Here is a 12,380-nt window from a genome sequence, read left to right as displayed (position 1 = left end):
ATGTTGAAGTACATTAATTGCTATTCGTAGTCACAATTTCAGTTATAACTTGTTCAAGTTTAGCCGCTAATTGATTATGTTTCATTTCTTTATATTCCGCTGGATAAATTGGATCAGCAACGGTTAAAGTAATATTAGATGGTTTAAATCGTTTATTATTTTTTTCAAAAACATCATATGTACCATCAATAGCTAATGGAACAATTGGCACTTCTGCACGTGTGCCTAATCGTAAACTACCTGGCTTAAAGGTTTCAATTTCACGACCATTTCCCCTAGTACCTTCTGGGAAAATCACCATTGATTGTCCAGATTTCAAACTATTAATTCCATCATCAATCACTTGTAGCGCTGCCCTACGATTTGAGCGGTCGATAAAGACACATTTCAATTCTTTCATCCAGCTATTGATGATCGGGAATTTTTCAATTTCCTTTTTCGCAATAAAACCAACTGGTTTATCTAGGTAACCAAGTAAGAGTAAGATGTCGAACAAGCCTTGGTGATTAGCTACGAAAAGAACAGGCCCATCAGGTATACGCTCTAAACCTGTAACTGTAACTGTTGATTTAGTTTTACTAATGACTTTTTTGGAAATTTGAGCAGGAGTTTTAAACACTTGCTGCACTTTTTCAGGATAGGGGGTATTAGGTAGCTTCTTTACCTGTCTTAATTTAGGTAGGCTGCCAATAATCATAATTAGGGCTTGTAAGTAAATCATGAAAGTTTTCATAAAATCACCTCTTACTTCTAACTGCATTTCTTACATTATATACGATTATTCGTCAATAAGCGAGATGTCTAATCAATATTGTGTAGTACTTGTATGAGTAAAATTATTGTGGGCGCAAAAATATATTAACCCCTTCACTAAGTGAAGGGGCCAGCAAGCGATAGCGCGGTAGGAAACAAAGCAAAAGTCATGAAAAAAGGGACACTCCTTGGTAAAATGATAGTCGACTAAAACACCATTACCGAAAGGAGAATCCCTCATGGAAAAGAATATCATAAAATACCCAAATTTAAAACAAATTGAGCAATTGGTTTGGAGATAATTACAAGAAACCTTTGGTTTCGTTATGAAACAGGTCTTGGAGGATATGGACCAACAGATTGCCGATGAACGTGATAAAAAGCGCTATCGTCTTATTGATAAAAGAAAGTTTAATATAGCTAGTCTCTTTGGTGAGATTGAATTATATCGCAATTATTACCTTGACCGATCAACTGGGGAATATGTCTATCTTCTTGATCGTTATCTAGAGTTTGAGGAGGCCGGTTCTTTTAGTCCATTGATTGAGGAAGCTGCCATTGAGCTAGCTGTTAAGGGTCGCTCCTATCGAAATGCAGCTAATACATTACAAACTCTATTAGGTTACCGGGTTATCAGTCATGAGGCAATTCGTCAACACCTATTAGAGGTTACGTGTAAACCTAAAAAGCGTGAACCTATACTCCAACCCGTCTTATTTGTAGAAGTAGATGGTTTATTTGTAAAACGCCAAGGTAAATGGAAAAAGGGAAAAGAAGAGAAAATAGCAGCTGTCCATCAAGGATGGGAAGTCAATGGAAAACGGGTTAGCCTTAAGAACAAACGTCATTTTATTCACAAAGGAAAGCAACCCTTTTGGGAGGCTTTTGAGGACTTTCTAATTGAAAACTTCGAATATGACCCGACTTTTCACAAGCTGGTTATAAATGGAGATGGTGCCAACTGGATTACATCCTGTCGTGAGTATTTTAAAGGTCGTGTATTCTTTTCTCTTGATCGCTTTCATGTGGCACGAGAGGTTAAGAGTATATTCAGTAAGCATCCTCGTTATCGGTCCATTCGTAAAGCCCTTGCGGCATACAAATACAAAACGTTCTTAACAGAGCTTAACAGTGCCGTAGGAACGCTTGAGGATGAGGAGAAGGAGGAACGACTTGTGTCGTTTATCCGCCAATTAGAAAAATATCCAGAAGCATTGGGAGATTATAGAATATGGTTAAAAGAACAGGGAATTGATACAACTGGTATGCGTCCAATGGGAAGCGCAGAGGGAACCATGAGTGTGTTTGCCAAAAGACTAAAAAATGGCCGTAGTTGGTCGGATAAAGGTGTAAGTGCCATGGGCACTGCATTAGTGGCCTTCTTGGATAATTTGTCCCTAAAGACTTTATTCGGGCGAATAGATAAATGGACAGAAATCGAGCTGGAAAAGAAACCACCAAGACATTATAAAGAAAAGGTTAAAAGAACCATTGGTCAGGTTACCAGAGACAATCTTATGTACCTAAAAGGAAAGGCAAATATTCCGATATACAACGTGTTAAAGGAGTTATCTGGTTTTTAAAAAAGGCAAAAACTTTATCAAGGGGTCACCTTAAAATGATGAATCCGCTTTCATTATTAACGTAGAAAAAATTGCCTACAAATACTTGACTCAAACGTAGTACTTTTTACTTTTGCTCTTTTCTAGTTAATCATGATATAATATCACACATTACAAAATTGTGATATTTAAAAAGTTTACAACCATTCAAATGATATTATTTTAAAAATAAATGATATTGATTGTGAATCTAGGGAATATACTTTTTAACGGTTGTTTATTCAGATCTTCACAATCAGCTATATATATGATTTTCACATGACTGATTTTAGGATTTTTCAAGTGAAGGTTTAGTATAGAATTTACAACTTAGAGTTTATACTGGAGGAATAATGTATGTTTAAGCACACAGCAATTGGCATTGATTTAGGTACAGCTAATATTTTAGTTTATTCAAAACAAAAAGGGATTGTATTTAATGAACCATCGGTTGTTGCCGTTGATACTAAGACTAATGACATAATCGCTATTGGTCATGAGGCAAAAGACATGGTAGGAAAAACCCCAAAAAATATCGCATCAATTCGTCCATTAAGAGAAGGTGTAATTGCTGATTATGATATTGCCGCACAAATGCTAAAGGCAATTTTGAAAAAAGCAAGCCGTAAAATTGGACGTACTTTGAAAAAGCCGGTCGTTATTGTTTGTTCTCCTTCAGGTAGTACAGCTGTTGAGAAAAGAGCAATTGAAAATGCCGTCAAAAGCTTTGGAGTTAAAGAAGTTCACTTAATTGATGAACCGATTGCCGCAGCGATCGGTGCAGGTTTACCAATTAGCGAACCGATTAGTAGTGTAATTGTTGATATTGGTGGAGGAACTAGTGAAGTAGCGATTATTTCCTATGGTGGTATCGTTACATCACGTTCAATTCGTACCGCTGGTGATAAAATGGATGAAGAAATCGTCCATTATGTCCGTCAAAAAAATAACGTGTTAATTGGTTACCAAACAGCTGAACGAATTAAAAAAGAGATCGGCTATGCATTAGTTGATCATGAGCCGCTTTCGATTAATGTAAGTGGACGTGATCTTGTGTCAGGTCTACCAAAAGAAATTACTGTCACTTCAACTGAGGTCCAAGATGCAATTAGAGAGTCACTTGAGAGCATTGCAAGCACAATCCATGAAACGCTAGAAAATTCTCCACCTGAGTTAAGCGGTGATATTGTTGAGTACGGTATTACATTAGCTGGTGGTGGCGCACTACTCCGTGGAATGGAAGAATGGTTAAGAGAAGAATTATCTGTACCAGTAAGAGTAGCAGAAGACCCATTAAACGCTATTGCAATCGGAACAGCTGAATCGATTAAACAATTAAGCAAATTTAAGAGATTAAACTAAAAAGAAAATCGTTCCACTACTTTAACGTAGGGAACGATTTTTTTATAGGTGAACTGTAAGTATTTTTGTTTCACCCTTTGATACTTGTTGATTTAACTCTTTATCAATTGAACGCACTTCGTTTGTGATAACCATCGGAGTAATAGTTTTAGCTTTACTTGCAACAAAACCTAAATCGACTGATACTAACGGATCTCCTACTTTAACCTTATCACCTTGCTTGATGTGTGCAGTAAAGCCTTCGCCATCTAGCGATACTGTATCAATACCAATATGGATTAAATATTCGACGTCTGCCTCTGATAAAATCCCAATTGCGTGCTTTGTCGGAAAAATATTAATAATCTCGCCATTAACCGGTGATACAAATTCTCCATCTGATGGCTCAATTGCAATCCCGTCACCAAGTAATTTTTCCGCAAATGTTGGGTCTGGTGCATCTGTAATATCAACAATTTCCCCATTAACAGGTGCATATACAACTTCTTCGGTTACTTTTTTAGTCTTTTTAAATAAATTTTTAAACATAAATCATCTGCCTCCCCAATTTTAGATATACTAATTTATACCCTCTATCTAATACCGATAAGCACTATTCAGGCTTATTCTCATTCAATATATCAATTAAAATTTGTACTTCCTCTTTTGATAAAGTTATGCCTTTACCCATTTTTTCATGCTCAGGCGCCCAGTCTCTTATATCATATTTTGGATCACGATTATTCCAAGAAACTAGATTAATCTCTTTTGTCCAACCAGTTTTTGATTCTGATAACACACCAATATGTTTTACAATTTCATAATTCACTTTTGTCATCAATTACCCTGCTTTCTTTAATAATTTTTATCTTTACTGTGCCCAATTTTTTAATGAATCAATTGTGTATGTCGGTTGTACTTTTACTGTTGTTAAGTCTTTTTGCTTTGTTACACCAGTGAACACTAGGAGCGAATCGATTCCTGCGTTGATACCTGCCAGAATGTCTGTGGCGTAATTATCTCCGATCATTAACGTTTCCTCTTTACTAGTACCTAGAACAGCTAATGCTTGGTCAACAATAATCGATTCTGGTTTACCAATAAATTTCGGTTTTACACCGGTTGTAACTGATAAAACAGAAATCAATGATCCCGCACCAGGTAAGAAGCCTCGCTCAGATGGCAATGCAACATCGCCATTTGTCGCAACAAATTTTGCACCTTTACGAATTGCTAGTGCCCCTACTGTTAACTTTTCATAAGTAATATTTCGGTCAAGTCCCATTACAACATAGTCTATCTCTGTATCACTAATTGTTAAGTTTGCTGCTTTTAATGCTTCAATTAACCCAACCTCACCAATTGGAAAAACCTTCGCATTAGGATTTTCAGCTGCGATATAGCTTGCTGTAGCCATACTTGTCGTAAATACGTGTTCTTCTTCAGCTGGAACACCCATCTCGTTTAAAACTTTTGCAACGTCACGTGGATGTTTTGTGGAGTTATTTGTAAGGAATATATACCGTTCTCCTCGTTGATGCAGTTGATTAACAAAATCGACTGCTTCTTGGATTTTCTCAGTTCCATTATACATCGTTCCATCTAGGTCGATTAAATAGCCTTTATATTGCTTCATTTTATTGCCCCCAATTAAATATTAAAACTATTTGTTATTTTCTGAAAACATGATAATATAGTACATAATTAAGATTGGACTGATTTTTTTCTCGTCAAAAGTGTATAATTATTTATTAACAGAAGTGAAAGTGATATGTTATCTATAGGAAATGATAACATATTCTTTTTAAATTATATATTAAAGAGAGGTAAGACGAATCAATGACACAAAAAATGCCTAAAGCAATCTTCGTTATTTTCGGAGCAACCGGGGACCTTGCTAATCGAAAATTGTATCCATCGTTATATCGCTTATACCGAAATAAGAAACTTTCCGAACAGTTTGCTGTTGTCGGTGTGGCTAGGCGCCCACTTACAAATGACGACTTTCGCAATAATATAAAAAAATCGATTGAGGAATTTAAAAATGATGCAATTGATCATGATGAATTTGCATCTCATTTTTATTACAATCCTTTTGATGCACAGAACTTACCGGAATATAAAAAATTGGATGACTTTATTAATCAGCTCGATCAAAAACATCAAACAGAAGGTAATCGCATCTTTTACATGGCAATGGCACCAAATTTCTTTGGACCCATTGCAGCTAACTTAAAGTCAGAAGGCTTAACAAACAATCCTGGTTTTACTCGATTAATTATTGAAAAACCTTTTGGACATAATCAAGCTACAGCCGAACAATTAAACGAACAAATTGGGCAAGCTTTTGCTGAGGATCAAATTTATCGAATTGATCACTATTTAGGAAAACAAATGGTACAGAACATTGAAATTGTTCGTTTTGCTAATGCGTTGTTCGAGCCTCTTTGGAACAATCAATATATTTCTAACGTCCAAATTACGTCAAGTGAAGTGCTTGGTGTAGAGGAACGTGGAAAGTATTATGATGCTAACGGAGCGCTTCGTGACATGGTTCAAAATCATATGCTACAAATGGTATCACTTGTCGCAATGGAGCCACCTGCAAAACTAAATCCAGATGAAGTACGTTATGAGAAAACAAAAGTTTTACGTAGCTTAAGACAAATGGAGCCAGCAGATGTGAATAAATACTTCGTCCGCGGACAGTATGATGCTGGTGAAATTGATGGTAAACCTGTTGATGCTTATCGAGATAGTAGCGGTGTAGAATCAAATTCAAATACTGAAACATTTGTTGCCGCAAAATTAATGATTGATAACTTCAGATGGGCTGGCGTACCTTTTTACATTCGAACTGGTAAACGCATGAAGAAAAAGTCAACTGAAATTGTTATTCAATTTAAAGATTTACCAATTAATCTTTACAAGGAAAAAGGCGATACGATTGATCCGAATCTACTGGTTATTCGCATTCAACCAGATGAAGGGATCACTCTTCACCTTAATGCAAAGAAAACAGACTATGATACAGTAAGCACACCGATCACAATGCATTACAATAAAAAAGATGAAGGAACAGAAGATCTAGAAGCATACGAAGTCTTGTTAAACGATTGTTTAAACGGAGATTCTACTAGCTTCGTTCACTCAGATGAAGTATCATTATCATGGAAATTCATCGATCGAATCACAGATGTTTGGGAAAAGGAACCAGCAGACTTTCCAAATTACGCATCTGGCACAAACGGTCCCCGAGCCGCTGATGAATTATTAGAAAAAGACGGATTCCACTGGTGGAACGTCCAATAAGTAAACCGACAAAGGAGCTTGATTCAATATCCAAGCTCCTTTTTTGTTTGGTAGATTTTTTTTGGGGGAAATTTATTCGGGTATTTGAGTGATACATTCAGGTTTGTGAAAATGCACTCAAGTTTTGCGAAATGTACTCAAGTTTTCGGAAATACACACAAGTTTTCGGAAATACACACAAGTTTACGAAAATACACACAAGTTTTCGAAAATACACACAAGTTTTCGAAAATACACACAAGTTTTCGAGAATACACACAAGTTTTCGAAAATACACACAAGTTCGCGAAAATGCACACAAGTTTTCGAAAATACACACAAGTTCCCGGAAATACACACAAGTTTGCGGAAATACACACAAGTTCCCGGAAATACACTCAACTTTTCTAAAATGCACTCAAGTTCCCGGAAATACACTCAACTTTTCTAAAATATACTCAAGTTCAGGGAAATGCACTCAACTTTTCAAAAATGCACTCAAGTTCATCTGTTACAAAAAAATAATGCATTGGATTATTTCAAACCATAAAAAAACACGATATAAATTGCTTTATATCGTGTTTTCTAATGTAAAGACTAGTTGTATAGTTAAGTCAAAATCAATCAGGGTTAATTTCGGCAACTAGGCGGCCAGAAACTTCACCGTTTTTAAGTTTTTCTAATCCTTTTCCGATATCTTCAAATGGAATTGTTGTGATTTGCGGTTTTAGGCTTCCTTTTTTGAAGAACTCATAAACGCTAGCAATATCATCAGCATTACCACCGTTACTTCCTTTAATTGTTAACTCTTTTAGGATGACATCGTTTACATTTAAATCAAGAGTAGTGTTACCCATTCCAGCTAAAACAACAGTTCCATGGAATGCACTTGCTTTAAGACATGACTTAAATGACTCTTTAAATCCGGCGAAGTCAACAATTACGTCTAATTCTTTATCAGCGAATTCTGCGATATCTTTCGCTACGCCGTGTGCACCAGATTTTTCTGCAAAATCACGTGCATGCTCAGCAATATCAGCTGCGTAAACTTCACAACCTGTTGCTAATGCCATTTGCAATGCGAATTGTCCTAATCCACCAATACCTACAATTCCAACTTTATCACCTTTTTTAGCTTGTCCAACTCCAAATAAAGCACGGTGAGAAGTCATACCAGCATCTGTTGCAGCTGCTCCTTCTACGAAAGAAACGCCATCAGGAATTCTAATCAATTGGTTAGCAGGTACAACTAATTTAGTTGCGTAACCACCATCTCTTTGATAACCAATTGTTTCTTTAGTTACAGGGTTAATTGGAGCAACACCAACACGATCGCCAATTTCAAAATCAGTTACTCCTTCACCTAATTCACTGACAACTCCTGCTGCTTCGTGACCAAAAATCAATGGAGCTGCAGTAATAATTTCCATCCATGATTCTTCTTCAAGTGCTCCAACATCTGAGTGACATAATCCAGCTGCTTTTACATCTAATACCACTTCATCTTTTGCTGGTTTTGGATCTTCTTTTTCAATTAATTTAGGAGCTACTCCCGTTTTTGTAAATAACCAACCTTTCATGTCTTTCTCTCCCTTTATTTATATTTCTATTACACTCTTATGTTAACACATTCACAAAGAATTTTCGAGTATATTTTACAAATTTTAATGAAAAACTTGTATTGGTATAGTTAGATACATGTAGATTAATAGATAGTGATGCCAATAATCGCTTTTTCGTAATAAAAAAACACGACCCAATAAGTGAGTCGTGCTTCATATTTTAGTCTAACCACTCTGTGTGGAATGTTCCTTCTTTATCCATTCGCTCATATGTGTGAGCACCAAAGTAATCGCGTTGTGCTTGAATTAAATTAGCTGGTAATGTTGCTGTACGATAGCTATCGTAATATGCTAAGGCACTTGCAAAGCCTGGAACTGGAATACCACGCTCCATCGCAATTGATAATACTTTACGTAATGATGTTTGATACTTTTCAACAATTTCTTTAAAGTACTCATCAAGCATAAGGTTCGCAATTTGTGGATTGCGATCATAAGCTTCTTTGATTTTTTGTAAAAATTGTGCACGGATGATACAGCCACCACGCCAAATCATAGCAATTGCACCGTAATCTAAGTTCCAATCATACTCCTCAGAAGCTGCTCTCATTTGAGCAAATCCTTGTGCATATGAAGTAATCTTACTCATATATAGCGCCTGGCGAATGGCTTCAATCAGTTCATCTTTATCGCCATCATATGGTGTATCTTGAGCAGAAGGACCGCTTAATACTTCACTTGCTTTCACACGTTCATCTTTCAATGCTGAAATAAAGCGTGCAAAAACTGATTCAGTTACAACAGGAAGTGGCACACCGAGATCTAAAGCACTCTGACTTGTCCATTTACCTGTACCCTTTTGACCTGCTTTATCAAGAATTACGTCAACCATTGGCTTACCAGTTTCATCATCAACTTTAGTGAAGATATCTGCAGTAATTTCAATCAAGTAACTGTCTAATTCGCCTTTGTTCCACTCAGCAAAAACTTGATGCAATTCATTAGCAGACAAACCTAGAATATGTTTTAACATAAAGTAAGCTTCACTAATTAACTGCATATCGCCATACTCAATGCCGTTATGCACCATCTTCACATAATGGCCAGCACCATTCGGTCCAATATATGATACACATGGATCACCGTCTACTTTTGCTGAGATTGCTTCGAAAATAGGAGCAACATGCTTGTAAGCATCTGGTTGTCCACCAGGCATAATCGATGGACCTGTTAATGCTCCTTCTTCACCACCCGAGACACCTGTACCAATAAAGTGAATTCCAGATTCATCTAGGTCTTTGTTTCGTCGAATCGTATCACGGTAGAATGTATTTCCACCATCAATTAAAATATCACCATCATCTAATAATGGTTTTAATGTTTCAATAGTCGCATCTGTTGCTGCTCCCGCTTGAACCATTAACATTATTTTTCTCGGCTTCTCTAAAGCATCAACAAACTCTTCAATTGTTTTTGCCCCGACAAAATTCTTGCCTTTAGCCTCATTATTCATAAAATCTTCAGTACGTTGATATGTTCTGTTATAAACTGCAACAGAATATCCTCTGCTCTCAACATTTAAGGCGAGGTTTTTACCCATAACTGCTAATCCAATTACACCAAATTGTTGCTTCGTCATATTTAGTAACTCCTTTTTTTCAATAGAATTCTCGTTTCATCATACTTTGAAAAAGGTAAAATCGCAACTTTTCCAAACTGATAAAAAACCTATAAAGATAACTTATAATAGATTGGCGCAGGATGCAACCGAATATTTGTAAAATTCAATCATTTCTGATTAATATTGTGACGACAATGCACTTACGAATCAATTGATAAATTGTGAATATTCTATCAATAATCTGTTTTTGTGTTAATATCTTATTGACGATTCATCTAAATACTGTTAGGATTTTTATAATAACTTTAAAGATGCGATGAAAATTATGGGTAACACTATAATCGGAGCAGCTTCTGGAGAGCTCGCTTAGGCGACACCGAAGGATTCACAATCTCAGGTAGAAGGACAGAAGACAACAAAATCACAAACTGATTTTATTGTTAACACTGAGATTGGAGAAAAAACTCCAGTCTTTTTTTTTATAGAAAAAATAAAATGAGGTGATGAGGATGCAAAAACGTGCTGTTGTAACTGTAGTTGGAAAGGATCAAGTAGGGATTATCGCCCGCGTAACTGGTGTTTTAGCTAATTATAACATGAATATCCATGATATTAGTCAAACGATTTTACAAGACTATTTTACGATGATGATGATTGTGGATATAAGTGATCAAGGTCGATTAGAAGAACTGTTAGAAGAATTTGAACGAGTTGAAAAAGAGATGAGTCTGAGTATAAGCATTCAGCTTGAGGATGTTTTTAAAGCAATGCATCGGATTTAAGGGGGAATTTGAGTGACAATCGCTTACAGTGAAATTCAAGAAACAATCCGCATGGTGGAGTTAGAAAGTCTAGATATTAGAACTGTAACTATGGGGATCAGTTTACGCAATTGTGCAGATAGTAATTTTGATATATTAAAAAAGAAAGTCTATGATAAAATCGTTGATTACGCAGGTAATCTTAAAACTACTGCTGAACAAGTAGCTAAAGAATACGGAATTCCGATAATTAATAAACGTGTATCAATTACACCAATTGCTGAAATATTAGGTGATGCAACCGTTGAACAGGCGGTTGAGCTGGCACAAGTTTTAGACAAAGCTGCTAAAGATACGGATGTTGATTTTATTGGAGGTTTCTCAGCGCTTGTTCATAAAGGGATGACAAATAGCGATGTAACGCTTTTAAATGCAATTCCTGAGGCACTTGCTTCTACTGACCGAGTGTGTAGCTCTGTTTCAATCGGCTCTACACGAGCAGGAATAAATATGGATGCAGTCGGTAAGCTAGGTGAAATTATAAAAGAAACCGCTGAGTTAACTAAGGATAACCAAAGTATCGGCTGTGCTAAATTTGTTGCCTTCTGTAATCCAGTTGAAGATAATCCATTTATGGCTGGAGCTTTTCACGGAAGTGGTGAAGGTGAGGCTGTTTTAAGTGTAGGTGTCAGTGGACCAGGAGTTGTTCTTAATGCGTTAAAACGCTACCCAAATGCAGATTTAGGTGAAGTGGCTGATGTGATTAAGAAAACAGCCTTCAAAATCACAAGAGCTGGTGAATTGTTAGGCCGTGTCGTTGCCGAAAGATTAAATGTTCCATTCGGGATTATGGACCTATCACTTGCTCCTACAAATGCAACAAATGATAGTGTTGCCGAAATATTAGAGGAAATTGGACTAGAAAGTGTTGGTACACATGGGACAATTGCGGCACTTGCATTAATGAATGATGCAGTTAAAAAAGGTGGCGCAATGGCAAGTTCTTACGTTGGTGGACTTAGTGGGGCGTTTATTCCTGTTAGTGAAGATAATGGAATGATTCGTGGAATTGAAAAAGGTTCACTCACTTTAGATAAGCTTGAGGCAATGACCTGTGTTTGTTCGGTTGGACTAGATATGATTGCACTATCTGGAGATGCAACACCAGAAACAATCGCTGGTATTATCGCTGATGAGGCAGCAATTGGAATGATTAATAAGAAAACGACAGCAGTACGAGTCATTCCAGTGATCGGCAAAGAAGAAGGGGAAATTGTCGAATTTGGCGGATTGCTTGGGCGTGCGCCTATCATTGGTGTTAAGCCATTTAGCTCAGCAAAAATGATCAAGCGTGGCGGAAGAATCCCCGCACCACTACAATCATTAATAAATTAAAACGATAAAAATAGGAAAAAGAATGTTAACGTAATATCTAACATTCTTTTTTCTT

10 protein-coding genes, 1 pseudogene and 1 riboswitch are annotated in these 12,380 nt (G+C 36.6%); of the genes and pseudogenes, 5 read left to right on the top strand and 6 right to left on the bottom strand.

Going from position 1 to position 12,380, the window contains the following annotated elements; all coding sequences use genetic code 11:
• Nucleotides 1–13: 13 nt before the first annotated feature.
• Nucleotides 14–733, bottom strand: coding sequence for a lysophospholipid acyltransferase family protein (locus AXY_RS03130; RefSeq protein ID WP_015009336.1), 720 nt, complete (start codon nt 731–733; stop codon nt 14–16).
• A 337-nt stretch (nt 734–1,070) separates the two neighbouring features.
• On the opposite strand from AXY_RS03130, the pseudogene AXY_RS03125 reads away from it, so the two are divergent.
• Both AXY_RS03125 and mreBH read left to right on the top strand, forming a co-directional pair.
• Nucleotides 1,071–2,336, top strand: a pseudogene (locus tag AXY_RS03125) (ISLre2 family transposase); the annotation flags it as partial.
• Between the two features lie 375 nt (nt 2,337–2,711).
• Nucleotides 2,712–3,716, top strand: coding sequence for a rod-share determining protein MreBH (gene mreBH / locus AXY_RS03120; protein WP_015009334.1), 1,005 nt, complete (start codon nt 2,712–2,714; stop codon nt 3,714–3,716).
• Between the two features lie 42 nt (nt 3,717–3,758).
• Here mreBH and AXY_RS03115 read toward each other — a convergent pair whose 3' ends face one another.
• The 3 genes from AXY_RS03115 to AXY_RS03105 form a co-directional block, all read right to left on the bottom strand.
• A complete protein-coding gene (locus AXY_RS03115; protein WP_015009333.1) occupies nt 3,759–4,244 on the bottom strand; it encodes a PTS sugar transporter subunit IIA in 486 nt (161 codons plus the stop codon).
• A gap of 64 nt (nt 4,245–4,308) precedes the next feature.
• Nucleotides 4,309–4,533: a YdbC family protein gene (locus AXY_RS03110; protein ID WP_015009332.1), complete on the bottom strand. Its 225-nt coding sequence runs from the start codon at nt 4,531–4,533 to the stop codon at nt 4,309–4,311.
• Nucleotides 4,534–4,566: 33 nt separating this feature from the next.
• Complete coding sequence (locus tag AXY_RS03105) at nt 4,567–5,331, bottom strand: TIGR01457 family HAD-type hydrolase (RefSeq protein WP_015009331.1); 765 nt, start codon at nt 5,329–5,331, stop codon at nt 4,567–4,569.
• A 203-nt stretch (nt 5,332–5,534) separates the two neighbouring features.
• Here AXY_RS03105 and zwf point away from each other — a divergent pair, with 203 nt between their 5' ends.
• The gene (zwf, locus tag AXY_RS03100; RefSeq protein WP_015009330.1) at nt 5,535–7,007 is read left to right on the top strand and encodes a glucose-6-phosphate dehydrogenase; all 1,473 of its coding nucleotides are present in this window, start codon (nt 5,535–5,537) and stop codon (nt 7,005–7,007) included.
• A 599-nt stretch (nt 7,008–7,606) separates the two neighbouring features.
• Here zwf and AXY_RS03095 read toward each other — a convergent pair.
• Both AXY_RS03095 and gndA read right to left on the bottom strand, forming a co-directional pair.
• Nucleotides 7,607–8,566, bottom strand: a complete 960-nt coding sequence (locus tag AXY_RS03095) for a zinc-binding dehydrogenase (RefSeq protein WP_015009329.1) — start codon at nt 8,564–8,566, stop codon at nt 7,607–7,609.
• Between the two features lie 202 nt (nt 8,567–8,768).
• The gene (gene gndA, locus AXY_RS03090) at nt 8,769–10,187 is read right to left on the bottom strand and encodes an NADP-dependent phosphogluconate dehydrogenase (protein WP_015009328.1); all 1,419 of its coding nucleotides are present in this window, start codon (nt 10,185–10,187) and stop codon (nt 8,769–8,771) included.
• A 325-nt stretch (nt 10,188–10,512) separates the two neighbouring features.
• Nucleotides 10,513–10,588: riboswitch (glycine riboswitch) on the top strand.
• Nucleotides 10,589–10,678: 90 nt separating this feature from the next.
• Here gndA and AXY_RS03085 point away from each other — a divergent pair.
• Both AXY_RS03085 and AXY_RS03080 read left to right on the top strand, forming a co-directional pair.
• Nucleotides 10,679–10,951, top strand: a complete 273-nt coding sequence (locus AXY_RS03085; protein WP_015009327.1) for an ACT domain-containing protein — start codon at nt 10,679–10,681, stop codon at nt 10,949–10,951.
• Nucleotides 10,952–10,963: 12 nt separating this feature from the next.
• Nucleotides 10,964–12,325, top strand: a complete 1,362-nt coding sequence (locus tag AXY_RS03080; RefSeq protein ID WP_015009326.1) for a PFL family protein — start codon at nt 10,964–10,966, stop codon at nt 12,323–12,325.
• The last annotated feature ends 55 nt before the right edge of the window (nt 12,326–12,380 follow it).

Source organism: Amphibacillus xylanus NBRC 15112 (assembly GCF_000307165.1).
GTDB lineage: Bacteria > Bacillota > Bacilli > Bacillales > Amphibacillaceae > Amphibacillus > Amphibacillus xylanus.
This window is presented reverse-complemented; position numbering and strand designations above follow the sequence as displayed.